The organism is Paenibacillus sp. PsM32, assembly GCF_030433815.1.
In the GTDB taxonomy this organism is placed as follows: Bacteria; Bacillota; Bacilli; order Paenibacillales; family Paenibacillaceae; genus Saccharibacillus; species Saccharibacillus kyungheensis.
The window spans coordinates 62,439-78,151 of the sequence record NZ_JARUWY010000001.1 but is presented as its reverse complement, the minus strand read 5'-3'; the positions used below and the strand labels follow the sequence as shown (position 1 = coordinate 78,151).

12 protein-coding genes are annotated in these 15,713 nt (G+C 39.9%); all 12 read left to right on the top strand.

Annotated elements, in window-relative coordinates:
• The first annotated feature begins 121 nt into the window (after window positions 1–121).
• Window positions 122–817: a 30S ribosomal protein S2 gene (gene rpsB, locus QCD85_RS00335; protein ID WP_069327352.1), complete on the top strand. Its 696-nt coding sequence runs from the start codon at window positions 122–124 to the stop codon at window positions 815–817.
• 135 nt (window positions 818–952) lie between these two features.
• On the top strand, window positions 953–1,603 hold the full coding sequence (gene tsf / locus QCD85_RS00330) for a translation elongation factor Ts (RefSeq protein WP_069327351.1): 651 nt from the start codon (window positions 953–955) through the stop codon (window positions 1,601–1,603).
• Window positions 1,604–1,806: 203 nt separating this feature from the next.
• Entirely contained in the window at window positions 1,807–2,535 is a 729-nt protein-coding gene (gene pyrH, locus QCD85_RS00325; protein ID WP_069327350.1) for a UMP kinase, read from the top strand.
• Window positions 2,535–3,089, top strand: coding sequence for a ribosome recycling factor (gene frr / locus QCD85_RS00320; protein WP_274170301.1), 555 nt, complete (start codon window positions 2,535–2,537; stop codon window positions 3,087–3,089). The genes pyrH and frr overlap by 1 nt, the downstream gene beginning before the upstream one ends.
• Before the next feature lie 66 nt (window positions 3,090–3,155).
• The gene (locus tag QCD85_RS00315; protein ID WP_273615796.1) at window positions 3,156–3,923 is read left to right on the top strand and encodes an isoprenyl transferase; all 768 of its coding nucleotides are present in this window, start codon (window positions 3,156–3,158) and stop codon (window positions 3,921–3,923) included.
• 55 nt (window positions 3,924–3,978) lie between these two features.
• Window positions 3,979–4,779, top strand: coding sequence for a phosphatidate cytidylyltransferase (locus QCD85_RS00310; RefSeq protein WP_273615797.1), 801 nt, complete (start codon window positions 3,979–3,981; stop codon window positions 4,777–4,779).
• Window positions 4,780–4,827: 48 nt separating this feature from the next.
• Window positions 4,828–5,976, top strand: coding sequence for a 1-deoxy-D-xylulose-5-phosphate reductoisomerase (locus QCD85_RS00305; RefSeq protein ID WP_273615798.1), 1,149 nt, complete (start codon window positions 4,828–4,830; stop codon window positions 5,974–5,976).
• Between the two features lie 231 nt (window positions 5,977–6,207).
• A complete protein-coding gene (rseP, locus tag QCD85_RS00300) occupies window positions 6,208–7,479 on the top strand; it encodes an RIP metalloprotease RseP (RefSeq protein WP_301261326.1) in 1,272 nt (423 codons plus the stop codon).
• A gap of 273 nt (window positions 7,480–7,752) precedes the next feature.
• Window positions 7,753–9,210: a proline--tRNA ligase gene (gene proS / locus QCD85_RS00295; RefSeq protein WP_301261325.1), complete on the top strand. Its 1,458-nt coding sequence runs from the start codon at window positions 7,753–7,755 to the stop codon at window positions 9,208–9,210.
• A gap of 204 nt (window positions 9,211–9,414) precedes the next feature.
• The gene (locus QCD85_RS00290; protein WP_301261324.1) at window positions 9,415–13,734 is read left to right on the top strand and encodes a PolC-type DNA polymerase III; all 4,320 of its coding nucleotides are present in this window, start codon (window positions 9,415–9,417) and stop codon (window positions 13,732–13,734) included.
• Window positions 13,735–14,043: 309 nt separating this feature from the next.
• Window positions 14,044–14,505: a ribosome maturation factor RimP gene (rimP, locus tag QCD85_RS00285; RefSeq protein WP_204824539.1), complete on the top strand. Its 462-nt coding sequence runs from the start codon at window positions 14,044–14,046 to the stop codon at window positions 14,503–14,505.
• A 34-nt stretch (window positions 14,506–14,539) separates the two neighbouring features.
• On the top strand, window positions 14,540–15,637 hold the full coding sequence (gene nusA, locus QCD85_RS00280; RefSeq protein WP_273615802.1) for a transcription termination factor NusA: 1,098 nt from the start codon (window positions 14,540–14,542) through the stop codon (window positions 15,635–15,637).
• The last annotated feature ends 76 nt before the right edge of the window (window positions 15,638–15,713 follow it).

The window sequence follows — 15,713 nt, the reverse complement described above, 5'->3', positions numbered from 1 at the left end:
ATGGTGTTAAAACACACGCATTCTGATTTCAGGTAAAGGTGCTTTTCAGACGAAAAGTTTTACCGAAAGTTGACGTTTGCGGAGGCACACAAAAAACCAAAATAATAGGAGGTACATGGATATGGCAGTTATTTCCATGAAACAGCTTTTAGAAGCTGGCGTACACTTCGGTCACCAAACACGTCGTTGGAACCCGAAAATGGATCGTTACATTTTTACAGAAAGAAACGGAATTTACATCATTGATTTGCAAAAAACAGTGAAAAAAGTTGATGAAGCTTACAACTTTGTAAAATCCATCGCTGCTGACGGCGGTACAGTATTGTTCGTTGGTACGAAAAAACAAGCTCAAGATTCTGTTAAAGAAGAAGCTGAGCGTTCTGGTCAATTCTACATCAACCAACGTTGGTTGGGTGGAACTCTAACTAACTTTGAAACGATCAAAAAACGTATCAATCGTTTGAAAGAGTTGGAAAAATGGGAAGAAGATGGTACTTTCGAAGTTCTTCCTAAAAAAGAAGTAATCTTGCTTCGCAAAGAAAAAGATCGTCTTGAGAAATTCTTGGGTGGTATCAAAAACATGAAAGGTTTGCCTAGCGCGTTGTTCATCATCGATCCTCGTAAAGAGCGTATCGCTGTTGCAGAAGCACGTAAATTGGGTATTCCAATCGTAGGTATCGTTGATACTAACTGTGATCCAGACGAAATCGATTATGTTATTCCTGGTAATGATGACGCGATTCGCGCTGTTAAATTGTTGACTGGAAAAATGGCTGATGCTGTGGTTGAAGCTAACCAAGGCGAGCAAACTGCATAATTGTTTCTATTCATATTATCTTTAAATGAATGACAAAATAAAAAGGGTGGTTGGCAGGTGGATAACCTCTCACTGCCCTTTTTTTAAGATGATGTATAAAAAAACTAAATTTTTAATTATATGGAGGTTACAACAATGGCAGTTAATGCTAGCGCAGTAAAAGAACTTCGTGAAAAAACAGGCGCAGGAATGTTAGATTGTAAAAAAGCGCTTGAAGAAACAAATGGTGATATCTCTAAAGCAGTAGACGTACTTCGTGAAAAAGGTCTTTCTGCAGCAGCTGGTAAAGCTGGACGCGCTGCAACAGAAGGCGTAGTTGAATCTTACATCCACGCTGGTGGTCGTATCGGCGTATTGGTAGAAATCAACTGTGAAACTGACTTTGTTGGTAAAACAGACCAATTTAAAGAGTTTGCACGCGATATCGCTATGCAAATCGCAGCAGCTAGCCCATTGTATGTTCGTCGTGAAGAAGTTCCTACAGAAGCTCTTGAGAAAGAAAAAGAAATTTTGAAAGCTCAAGCGTTGAACGAAGGCAAACCAGAAAAAATCGTTGAAAAAATGGTTGAAGGCCGCATCGGTAAATACTATGAAGAGTATTGCTTGATGGAGCAAACTTTCGTTAAAAACCCTGATAAAACAATCGATCAATTGTTGAATGAAAAAATCAGCACAATCGGTGAAAACATTTCAATCCGTCGCTTCGTTCGTTATGAACTAGGTGAAGGTCTTGAGAAAAAACAAGACAACTTTGTTGAAGAAGTTATGGCACAAGTAAATCAATAATCGCGACTAGCGACAAAGCGATTTACAATAACCGGAACACGATTTAAGAATAGAACAGAAGGAAGGGACACAGACTGTGTTCCTTCTTTTGTAAAATCTTATCATTCCGAGAACCTCATGGCAGAGCCGGAACAGGCAGTATTAGCGCCCTATCCGGCTTTATTACCATCAGGACTAATTTTCACAAAGTGGAGGGTATACAATTGAATAAACCTGTATTTAAAAGAGTTGTCTTGAAAGTCAGCGGTGAATCATTATCGGGTCAAAACGGATACGGTATTGATGCCGATACAATCGTCTCAATTGCCAATCAGATCAAAGAAGTCGTCGCGTTGGGTGTAGAAGTTGCGATTGTATGTGGAGGAGGCAACATCTGGCGGGGAATCGCGGGTAGCGCAAATGGTATTGACCGCGCGACAGCCGATTATATGGGTATGCTTGCTACTGTAATGAATTCTTTAGCTTTGCAAGATGCATTAGAGCAAATTGAAGTTCCTACTCGTGTGCAGACTTCTATTGCAATGCAACAAATCGCAGAACCCTATATTCGCAGAAGAGCTATTCGTCACTTAGAAAAAGGTCGTGTCGTTATTTTCGCAGCGGGTACGGGTAATCCTTTCTTCTCTACAGATACAACAGCTGCTTTACGTGCTGCTGAAATCGAAGCAGAAGTTATTTTGATGGCGAAAAACAAAGTGGATGGCGTTTACTCAGCAGATCCATTTAAAGACGAAAATGCTCAAAAATTCGAACAGCTTACATACCTGGATATCTTGAACCAAAATCTAGGTGTAATGGACTCTACAGCTTCATCGTTATGTATGGATAACAATATTCCACTCATCGTGTTTGCGATTACCGAAGAAGGAAACATCAAACGGGTCGTGCTCGGCGAGAAGATCGGGACGATCGTCAAAGGGAGTGTAGATTAATGCCTCAATCAATCAAAAAAAGTGCAGAAGAACGCATGGAAAAAGCGATTCAAGCGTTAAGTCGTGATCTATCCACGCTTCGTGCTGGACGCGCTTCATCTTCTATTTTAGATCGCGTACAAGTTGAATATTATGGTGCTTTGACACCTCTTAATCAATTGGCTAATATCAGTACTCCAGATTCTCGTACATTGATTATTCAGCCTTGGGATAAATCTTCTTTAGCTGATATTGAACGTGCGATTATGAAGTCAGATTTGGGTCTTACACCTGCTAATGATGGTAACATCGTACGCTTGAGTATTCCTGCTTTGACAGAAGAACGTCGTTCTGAATTAGTGAAATTAACTAAAAAGTTTGGCGAAGAATCTAAAGTTGCGGTTCGTAATATTCGTCGTGATGCAAATGACGATATCAAAAAGCTAGAAAAAACAGATATCTCTGAGGACGAATCACGTCGTCACCAAGAAGATGTTCAAAAACTTACGGACAAATTCATTGCGGAAGTCGACAATGTACTTGCTTCAAAAGAAAAAGAGATTATGGAAGTGTAAGAGACTTACGACCCCTCCGAATAGGTGGGGTTTGTCTCTTTTCACTACTGGCATGGAGGAAAAGTGATGCTCAAGCGTGTTCGCTCGTGGTGGAAAAAGGAAGAGCTACAGGTTTCCGCCGAGCTTTCGCAAGATAATATTCCAAAGCATATCGCTATCATTATGGATGGCAATGGACGATGGGCGAAAAGTTTGGGATTACCGCGTGTAATGGGTCATCAAAATGGTATGAAGGCTGTAAAGCGTGCCACAATTGCTGCGGATGACTTGGGAGTTCAATATTTAACCATGTATGCTTTCTCTACTGAAAATTGGAAAAGACCCAAAGAGGAAGTTGACTTTTTGATGAAACTTCCTGGTGAATTTATAGTATCTGAATTGGATGAATTGATTGAAAAAAATGTACAGATTCGTTTGATGGGACATAAAGAAGTATTGCCTCCTCATACGATAGAGCCTTTGGAAAAAGCGATTCGCGATACTGCTAATAATACAGGGCTGGTACTTACATTTGCTCTGAATTATGGAGGTCGTGATGAAATTACTGAAGGTGTTAAAGAAGTAGCACAAGCGGTACAAAACGGTACAATGCGTATAGAAGATATCACTTCTGAAAGTTTTGAGCGTGTTTTGCAATCGTCAGGGATGCCTGATCCTGATTTACTTATACGAACAAGCGGAGAACTTCGCCTGAGTAATTTTATGTTGTGGCAACTTGCCTATACAGAATTGTGGTTTACTCCTATTTTTTGGCCAGAGTTTGGCAAGCAACATATGATCGAAGCGGTAGTAGAATACCAGCGTAGAACTCGTAGATATGGTGGTTTGAAATGAATGGGAATCTCTGCAATGGCAGGGGATATCCATTTGTTCGGATGGAGGATGGATTGTGAAAGAGCGGATAATCACTGGCATTGTAGCCGGAACACTCTACTTAGGGCTTTGCCTGCTCGGTGGCTATGCTTATCATGGCCTGCTGGTGGTGATGGCTCTTATTGGATATTATGAGTTTGTAATCATGACAAAGTCGACTCCGTTTGGAGCACCGGCAGTAATCGGATATATTAGTGTACTGTATATGCTTTTCCCATGGACATTAATGAATCTTGAACCGCCGTTGTCTAATGATCACAGTATGTGGATTGTGATGCTATTGTTGTTATCCATTACTGTTATTTCCAAAAATAAAGTGGATATTAAACAAATGGCGCTACTGTTTATCGGAGCCGTTTATATAGGTACAGGATTTGCATATATTGCAGATACACGTCAGACACCAGATGGACATGGATTATTCTGGACCTTTATGTTGCTTGCTTCGATTTGGGCTAGTGATATTGGAGCTTATTTTACAGGCAAAATGTTGGGCAAAAATAAGCTGTGGCCTTCAATCAGCCCTAACAAAACAGTGGAAGGTGCGATTGGTGGAGTTGTATTTGCTATTGTAGTGGCTGTTATTTTTTCACTGATATCACCACAACTACTTCCAATGACCAATGCGATATGTATAGGTATTGCTGCGGCTGTAGTAGGACAAATGGGTGACTTGATTCAATCGGCATACAAGCGTATCTATGGAATCAAAGACTCTGGTAAATTATTACCTGGTCATGGTGGCATTTTGGATCGTTGTGATAGCTGGTTAATGGTATTTCCGCTTGTTCATATTGCGTTCCTTTTACCTTTTTAATAAATAATCATTTAAACGATAACCTATTGTAATCTAACGGGGTGCACAATGAAAAAATTAGCTATTCTTGGCTCTACAGGTTCAATCGGTACTCAAACATTAGATGTTGTACGTGCTCATCCTGAAGCTTTTGAAGTCGAAGGACTTGCAGCAGGCAACAATATAGAATTGTTAATGCAGCAAGTGTTGGAATTTAAGCCATCTAAAATTTCTGTAGGTTCTAAAGAATCAGCAGAACAGATCAAACAGCAATTGCCTGCTCATATTCAAGTATTTTATGGCGAGCAAGGGCTGATTGAAATTGCAGCCGGAACAGATGCCGATACAGTAGTAACAGCAGTGATGGGTAGCATGGGTCTTCCTTCTACACTAGCAGCGATTGATGCTGGCAAAACGATAGGTCTAGCTAACAAAGAAACATTGGTAACAGCAGGACATTTAGTGACAGCTCGTGCTAGACAAAAAGGTGTTCAATTGTTGCCGATTGATAGCGAACATTCAGCATTATTTCAATGTCTAAATGGAGAACCTCGTGAACGTATACATCAATTAACGTTGACTGCTTCAGGTGGTTCATTTCGTGATCGTACACGAGAGCAATTGAAGCATGTGACTGTTGCTGATGCACTCAAGCATCCTAACTGGTCTATGGGTTCTAAAATTACGATTGATTCTGCAACGATGGCGAATAAAGGACTAGAAGTGATCGAAGCACACTGGTTATTTGATATGCCGTATGATCAGATTTCTGTATTGCTACATCCTGAAAGTATTATTCATTCGTTTGTTGAATTTGTAGATACGAGTATTATTGCGCAGCTAGGTAATCCTGATATGCGTGTACCGATTCAATATGCTTTAACTTATCCGGATCGTCAGCAAGCTCCTTCTTCGCGTCTGTCATTAGCTCAGATCGGGCAATTGAATTTCCGTGAAATGGATTATGTTCGTTTTCCTTGCTTGAGTATGGCTTTTGAAGCGGGTCGTCTGGGCGGTACAGCTCCTACAGTATTTAATGCTGCTAATGAAATTGCAGTTTCTCGGTTTCTAAATGGAGAAATTCCTTTCTTGCTGATTGAAGACATTATTGCAGATGCGCTACAACAGCATGAAGTGATTGCCAATCCAGAACTGGAAGTTATTTATGCTACTGATGCACAGACAAGAGCGAGAGCAAGTGCATTTTCAGTATTATAAGTATGAAGATCATATGTTTTAAATCATGAAGTGATCAGAATATAGACGTTTCGTATCGATTATGCGGTAGTGGTTTTGTATCATTACGATTATGCCTATAACCGGGATTATCAACAGAAATGGAATTTATTTCTTGATGTTCGCCATGCTCTGCTTGTATCAGACCATACAAAAGTGATAATCTAAAAGTGCAGACCTTCGGTCGCAAGCGAAAAAGGAGGATTTGGCGATTTGGAGACACTTCAAGTAGTAGTTATGACGGTACTCATGTTTTTTATTATTGTAACGGTGCATGAGTGGGGGCATTATTATTTTGCCAAGCGTGCAGGAGTTTTAGTACGCGAATTTGCTATTGGCTTCGGCCCAAAACTGTTTTCATATAAAAAAGATGAAACTGTATTTACATTGCGTCTATTACCTTTCGGTGGTTACGCACGTATGGCTGGTGAAGATCCTGAACTGGTTGAGATTCAGCCTGGACAGACGATCGCTATTCGCACAGCAAATGAAGTGGTAAAAACGATTTTTGTAGATCAATTAGATAATCGCAAAAATGTAATTCGTGGTGAAGTACAATCGATAGATATTATAGACGATCTCACAATTGTACTGGATGTTGATGGTGATATTCAGACTTTTAATGTAGATCCCAAAGCGATGATGTCGATTAAAGGTCAAGATATTCAGATTGCACCACGTAATCGTCAGTTTAATAGTGCAACTGTAGGTCAACGTGCATTGTCTATTTTTGCAGGGCCGGCGATGAACTTTATTCTTGCTTTTATTCTTTGTCTGATCTTAGTACGTATGACAGGTGTACCTGTAGAGAATCCGACTGGCGTTATTTTGGGTCAAGTTACTTCTAATTCTCCTGCTCAATCTAGTGGACTGATGAAAGGCGATCTAGTTGAAAAGGTTAATGGAACTAACATTGCTGGGGATTCTGTGAAAATGATTAGTTTGATTGAATCTTCTGCTGGGAAACCAATGGAATGGACGATTGAACGTGGTGGTAAAGAACAAACGGTTACTATTACTCCGAAAGCCAATGAAAAAAATGTAGGTAAAGTCGGTGTAGCAGTAGAACCTCAGACTCGTTCAGCTTCATTTGGTGAAACATTCAGCTATGCAGGTGAACGTTTTATCGATATGAGTACAACGATTTTGACAAGTTTGAAAATGTTGATTTTCGGACAGTTCCATCTGAATGATCTTGCAGGGCCTGTAGGTACGATTCAAGTAACGACTGAAGTGGCTAGACAAGGACTCGACAGTATGATTCTGTGGACAGCGCTAATCAGTACCAACTTGGGTATATTCAATTTGCTCCCTATTCCAGCATTAGATGGAAGTCGTTTGATTTTCTTACTTGTGGAATGGATACGTCGTAAGCCACTTGAACCAAGCAAAGAAGGTCTGGTTCATTTGATCGGATTTGGAATGTTATTCTTGCTTATGATTGCTGTAACTTATAATGATATTGTACGTTTAATTAAAGGATAATTTCTCTCCTTTAACATCTAGACAGACATGATATACTAAAGGAAAGACCACAGAAGCAGAAGGGTGGAAATGCAACATGTACGCCTCAGCGTAAAGTTGAAGGATGTTGCAATACTCACTCTTTTGCTTCTTTGTCTGAAATCATTCAACAAGCACTACCAATCGTGATACAATAAGATAAAATGAGTGAGCAATAGTGGCAGATATCGATGCTACCATTATTGATGTACACTCGCTAAATATTTGGTTACTTACAGGAGGATATCCATTTTTATGTCGAATGATAAGCAGGACAAACAATTCGTAACTGAAATTACACCACAAGGTGAAGACTTCTCACGCTGGTATATTGATGTGATCAAAAAAGCTGAATTAATGGACTATTCACCTGTACGCGGTTGTATCGTATTCCGCCCGGATGGATACGAAATTTGGGAACATATTCAGCAAGATCTAGATCGTCGTTTCAAAGAAACCGGTCATCGTAATGCATATTTCCCATTGTTTATTCCAGAAAGCTTTTTTGAAAAAGAAAAAGAGCATATTGAAGGATTTAACCCTGAGTTGCCATGGGTAACTGAAGCAGGTGGAGATAAGCTGGAAGAACGTTTGGCAATCCGTCCTACATCAGAGACAATGTTCGGACATATGTATTCCAAATGGATTCAATCGTACCGTGATCTACCTGTATTGATTAACCAATGGGCGAACGTTGTTCGTTGGGAAAAACGTACATTACCGTTCTTACGTACAAGTGAATTCTTGTGGCAAGAAGGTCATACAGCTCATGAGACAGAAACAGAAGCACGTGAAGAAACTATGCGTATGCTTGAAGTATATCGTGACTTTGTAGAAAGTTTCTTAGCCATCCCTGTAATTACAGGACAGAAGAGCCCTTCTGAGAAATTTGCAGGCGCACGTGATACGTATTCGATCGAAGCCATGATGAAAGATGGACGTGCAGTACAAGCAGGTACATCTCACTTTATGGGTACTAACTTTGCGGAAGCATTTGAAATTCAGTACTTAAGTCGTGAAAATACGCAAGAGTATGCACATACAACATCATGGGGTGTAAGTACACGTCTAATCGGTGCACTGATCATGGTGCATGGTGATGATCGTGGATTAGCATTGCCTCCTAAAGTAGCTCCAAAACAGGTCATGATCATTCCGATTGGCCCTCCTAAAACACGTGATATGGTGGTAGGACGTGCTGACGAATTATTTGCCGAGTTGAAAAAAGCAGGTGTACGTGTAGGCATTGATGATCGTGCAGATGTACGTCCAGGTTGGAAATTCAACGAGTACGAGATGCGCGGTATCCCGGTTCGTCTGGAAATTGGACCTCGTGATATGGAAAATGGAGTATGCGTATTGGTTTCTCGTATTACAGGCGAGAAAAAACAAGTCGCTCTTGAAAATATCGTTACAGAAGTTCAAAATATGTTAGAGCAAGTACAACAAGAAATGTATGATCGTGCACTGGCGTTCCGTGAAGAAAACATGCATGAAGTAGATACACTAGATGAAATGAAAGCTATTATGGAAGAAAAACGTGGCTTCTTTATCGCAGGCTGGGATGGTACGATCGAATCCGAAGCCAAAGTTAAAGAAGAAACAGGAGCAACGATCCGTAATATTCCTTTCCAATTAGATGTTCAAAAAGAAAAATGTTTAGTAACTGGAAAGCCAGCGAAACACACTGTTGTATTCGCTCGTGCGTATTAAGATATTTGGTCATACAAGATCTATTCAGGTAGATCAAATACATGTACAATTCAATTTCTAGCTGCTGTTGGTATAGGGCTGAAATGAACATATAGCTAAAGGTTCAAAGCTATTGAAGCAGGCAAGCTTCCAACAGAGTGGAGTAGACGGCAGTCTGATACCAACTTTTGTGGAGGCTTGTTGCTTTTTGGAAAGGGGGATCTTATGAGCGTTAGTGGAGAGAAAAGAACACGATTCGAGCTGTTAATGAATCAGGCACAAGTACCTGCTGGATTAATGGAGCCTCATTTTGCAGATGGGATGATTGATCGTGTAGAGATTAGTCGTAGTAACAAAGAATGGAAAATCGTGATTGCTAAAGAAACATTAGTCGCAGCACCTACCTATCGTGCATTTTGCTTGCATATTCAGGAGAAAATGGGACATATCGCGAAAATCCGTTTTCTTTTTCAATACGATGAAGCTGTAGATGTCGTACAGATTGTAGAAGAATATTGGAATATGTTTTTGGAATGGGTACAACGCGAAATTCCTTCGGTCAACGGTTGGATGACACGTGCTAAATATATGGTAGATGATCATACCGTCACAGTGACGATGAGCGATAATATGTCATTGGAACTGGCTAAAAAGAAACAAATCGATCAAGCGATTATTCGTTTTTATCAAGATTATTTTAATCTGACTTTGCGGATCAAGCTTCAAGTCGGGGAGAATACAACAGAAGCGGTAGAAGAATTCCATGTACAACGTCGCAAAGAAGAACTGGAAGAAATCGAGAAATTGATGACCAGTATGGAATCTGAATTTGAAGAAGATACCGATGCAGATGGAGAACCTGTTCGCTTGCAAGTCGGTTATGAGATCAAAGAGCAACCGACACCGCTACAAGATATTCAAGACGAAGAAAAGAAAATTACGATTCAAGGAACAATTTTCGGACTCGAAAGCAAAGAGCTTCGTAACGGTAGTACATTATTCACGTATTTCTTAACTGATTTTAGTGACTCATTACAAATGAAAATGTTCGCCAAAAATAAAGAAGATCTCAAAATTATGAATCTACTGGCTAATGGTAAATGGGTGAAAGCTCGCGGTAGAGTGGAATATGATCGCTTTATGACGATACCGGAACTTGTTATGATTCCGTCTGATCTTAGTGAAGTCAAAGCACCGGCTGGACGCAAAGATGATGCAGATGAAAAACGCGTTGAATTCCATTTGCATACGACAATGAGTTCGATGGATGGAATTACACCGATAGATCAATATGTGAAAACAGCGGCAGCATGGGGACACTCAGCGATTGCTGTAACCGATCATGGCGGAGTGCAATGTTATCCAGAAGCTTATAAAGCAGCTAAAAAGCATGGTATCAAAATCATGTATGGACTTGAAGCGAATGTAGTGAACGATGCTGTAGCGATTGTACTCAATCCTCAACCGATTGATCTGAAAACAGCTACGTATATCGTTTTTGATATAGAGACCACAGGTTTATCTGTAACACAGAACAAAATTATAGAAATTGCAGCGATCAAAATGGTAGATGGCAAAGAGTTGGATCGTTATGCTACTTTTGTCGATCCGCATGAACGTATTCCTTATAATATTCAACAATTGACGAATATTACAGACGATATGGTTCGCGGAGCGCCAGAGATTGATCAAGTCATTCGTGAATTTGTAGAATTTGCTGGCGATGGTATTCTCGTCGCTCATAATGCGCGTTTTGATATAGGATTTATTCAAGCAACACTCAAAAATCATGATTTACCTGAAATGGAAAATCCGGTACTCGATACACTTGAACTTGCACGTTTACTTTATCCAACATTGAAAAATCATCGTCTGAACACATTAGCAGCCAAATATAAAGTTTCGCTGGAAAGTCATCACCGGGCGATAGATGATACGATAGCGCTTGGAGGCATCTTATTCGGCTTATTAAATGATGCGGATAAAGAGCGTCGCTTAACTCGTTTGGATCGGCTAAATGAATTTGTAGGACAGGATCTATCCAATGTACGTCCTTTCCATTGTGGCATTTATGCATTAAATGAGATTGGTAAAAAGAATCTATTCAAATTAGTCACTTTATCGCATACTCAGTATTTCAAACGGGTAGCTCGTATTCCTAAGTCAGTGTTGACTGAATATAGAGAAGGATTAATCGTACTGTCTGGTTGTGAAAAGGGAGAGTTTTTCGAAGCTGTTTTGAACAAATCGGTTGAAGAAGCAGAAGAAATCGCTCAATTTTATGATGTACTAGAAATCCAACCGTTAACGATGTATATGCATCTTGTAGACAAAGGATTGGTTGCAAGTCCTCGTGAGTTAGAGATTGCAGTAAACAAGATTTATGATATTGGAGCTAAATTAGAAAAGCCCGTAGTGGCTACAGGAAATGTTCATTATTTAGAACCAAGACAGAAATTGTTCCGCGATATTACGATTAACGGGATTACAGGCTTTAGCCCGCTTAAAGATCAACGTAAACCGGATGCTCATTTACGCACTACCAATGAAATGCTAGAAGAATTTAGCTTTATGGGTGAAAGCAAAGCGAAAGAAGTTGTTATCACCAATACGCAAGCATTAGCAGAACGTTTTGAAGCATTTGAACTGTTTCCTGATAAATTATTTACACCGATTTTAGATGGAGCAGATGAAGAAATTCGGAATACTTGTTATGATACGGCGAAATCTATTTATGGTGAAGATCTGCCAGATGTAGTAGTAAAACGTCTTGAAAAAGAATTAGAGCCTATTATCAAGTTCGGATTTTCTGCCAACTATTTGATTTCAGAAAAATTAGTTAAAAAGTCAAATCAAGATGGTTATCTAGTAGGTTCAAGGGGTTCAGTAGGTTCTTCAGTAGTAGCAACATTTCTGGGGATCTCTGAAGTAAATCCATTGCCTGCTCATTATATCTGTACCAATCCAGAGTGCAGACATAGTGAATGGTTTTTAGATGGTAGTATTCCTAGTGGATTTGATTTACCTGATAAAGACTGCCCTGATTGCAATGGTAAGCTTAAAGGGGAAGGCCAAGATATTCCATTTGAAACGTTCTTAGGATTTAAAGGAGATAAAGTTCCCGATATCGATTTGAACTTCTCTGGAGATTATCAACCGAAAGCTCATAATTATACCAAAGAATTATTTGGCGAAAAAAATGTATTCCGCGCAGGTACGATTGGTACAGTAGCCGAGAAAACAGCGTTTGGATTTGCCAAAAAGTATGAAGAGTTACATCAGAAAAAATGGCGTAATGCTGAACTCAGTCGTCTTGCGTCTGGATGTACAGGCGTTAAGCGGAGTACAGGACAGCATCCCGGCGGTATCGTTGTTGTACCGGATTATATGGATGTCGAAGATATTACACCAGTTCAATTTCCAGCGGATGATGTGACAGCAGAATGGAAAACCACTCATTTCGATTATCATGCATTTGAAGCGAACTTGCTCAAACTTGATATACTGGGACATGATGATCCAACGATGATGCGGATGTTACAGGATTTGACTGGTGTCGATCCAACTCAAATTCCAATGAATGATCCTAAAGTCATGAGTATGTTCAACTCAACAGAAGCTTTAGGAATTACAGCAGAACAATTGCGTAGCCCTGTAGCGACTTATGGCGTGCCAGAAATGGGTACCAAATTTGTACGTCAGATGTTGATTGAATCTTTGCCATCTTCATTTGCCGATTTGTTACAGATATCCGGTCTGTCTCATGGAACAGGGGTATGGCTAGGCAATGCGCAAGATTTGATCAAAAATAATACATGTAATATCAAAACGGTTATTGGTTGTCGTGATGATATTATGTTGTTCTTAATTTATAAAGCAGGTATGGATGCCAGTCTTGCTTTTAAAATTACAGAGAGTGTACGTAAAGGTAAAGGGTTATCACAAGAGTGGATCGATGAGATGAAGAAATGCAAAGTACCGCAATGGTATATTGATTCTTGTCTTAAAATCCAATACATGTTCCCGAAAGCCCATGCGGCTGCATATGTTATTTCAGCAGTGCGGACGGCTTACTTCAAACTGTATTATCCGATCCAATATTATGCGACTTATTTTACAGTGCGGATTGAAGACTTTGATCCTGATCTATGTTGTCAGGGATACGAAGCGATCTATCGCAAAATTGTAGAGATTGAGCAAATGGGATTCCAAGCGCCAACCAAAGAAAAGAATATGATTCCGATGCTAGAAATGGCACTGGAAATGACAGCTCGTGGATTCAAATTCCAACCGGTTGATCTGTATCGCTCAGAAGCGACAACATTTACAGTGGATGAAGATAGCTTAATTCCTCCATTTTCCGCAGTACCGGGTATTGGTGATAATGCAGCACGTAATATTGCAGCTTCACGCCAACATGGAGAATATTTATCGATAGAAGATTTCCAACAGAAGTCCAAAGCAAGTAAAACGATTGTAGAATTGATGACTCAAATGGGTTGCTTCCGTGGCTTGCCAGAAAGTAATCAGTTGTCGCTGTTTTAAGAAAGCTTGTGATAAGATTACATCAAGCGCTAGCGCTGTGTAGTCAAGGTTATTTACTTGTCACTCCTTTGGAATTATGATATAATTTTAAGGTGATAAGGAAGATAAAACCGTTTTGTGAAGAGTGGGGAAACCCACTCTTTACTCTTTGGTATAAGGTTGTTGAATACATTTACAGGAAATAATGACGCAGACGATCGAACCGAGAGAATTAAATTGGTTCGATTTTCTACAAAAAGCGGCAATAATGAATTTGTTCAACAACATGTTTTGCATATAGGATTTTAAGGTGATGGAGGGTTGAATTGTTTGAGCACACCGAAGATTAAAACGACCGTAGAAGAAATGGTACAGCCATTTTTGAGTGAGCATGGCTTCGAGTTGGTCGATGTGGAATATGTAAAAGAGGGTAACAACTGGTTTTTGCGAGTGTTCGTGGATAAGGACGGCGGTATTGATATCGAAGATTGCAGTCGGGTTAGCGAATATCTAAGTGAACAATTGGATGGTAATGATCCGATCTCTGGAGCTTATTTTCTAGAAGTATCTTCTCCAGGTGCAGAGCGTCCACTTAAAAAGAGTGAAGATGTTGCAAAAGCAGTTGGCAAAGATGTTTTTGTAACGACGTATGCACCTTTAGACGGACAGAAGGAATTTGAAGGACGATTGCTTTCATTCGAGAATGAAGAATTGCTGATCGAAGCGGGCAAAAAAACACACACTATTCCATATGAAAAAGTAGCCAGCGCAAGACTGGCAATCATTTTTTAAACGGTAGTTTTTTGAAAGGGGGAACTTGAAGCACATGAGTATGGAGTTTATTGAAGCAATGAATGAATTGGAAAGAGACAGAGGGATTAGCAAAGACATCCTGTTTGAAGCGATCGAGGCAGCCCTAATTTCCAGTTATAAGCGTAATTTTAATGCGGCACAAAATGTACGTGTTGATATGAACCGTAATACAGGAGTTATCAAAGTATTTGCTCGTAAAAATGTAGTGGAAGAAGTCATGGATGTACGTACAGAAATTTCTGTCGTATCTGCACGTGAGATTAACCCGAATTTTCAGTTAGATGATGTAGCTGAGATCGAAGTGACTCCACGTGACTTTGGACGTATTGCTGCACAAACAGCGAAGCAAGTCGTAACTCAACGTATTCGTGAAGCTGAACGCGGTCTGATCTACAATGCATTTATCGACAAAGAAGAAGATATTGTAACAGGTATCGTTCAACGTCAAGATGCGCGTAACATCTATGTAGATTTAGGCAAAATTGAAGCTGTACTTCCTTTAACTGAATTGATGCCTAACGAGAAATTCACCATGAATGAACGTATTAAGGCATACATCACTAAAGTTGAAAATACAACTAAAGGCCCTCAAATTATTTTATCACGTACACATCCAGGATTACTTAAACGTTTGTTTGAACTTGAAGTGCCTGAGATTTTTGATGGCGTAGTTGAAATTCGTTCTGTAGCACGTGAAGCAGGCTTCCGTTCTAAAATTGCTGTATTCTCACGCAATGAAGAAGTAGATCCAGTTGGTTCATGTGTAGGTCCTCGTGGTATACGTGTACAGATGATCGTTGGCGAACTTCGCGGTGAAAAAATCGATATCGTTCGCTATTCTGAAAGTGTTGAAGAGTATGTTGCTAATGCTCTAAGTCCATCCAAAGTGCTTGAAGTTCAAGTATTTGAAGATGAGAAGATGGCACGTGTAATCGTTCCTGATTATCAACTATCTCTAGCAATTGGTATCAAAGGGCAAAATGCTCGTCTTGCTGCCAAATTGACAGGATGGAAGATTGATATTAAGAGCGAGACGCAAGCAGAAGAAGAGTACGGTCGTCCTAAAGAAGCCGGCGAAGAAATGCATCAAGATTCAATATCGGTTGACTAAACATTTTCATTTGTATGCCTGATAGGACTTTCCCTCAAAATGGCAGGGGACAGGTGCCGCTTTGGATGTTGATGTT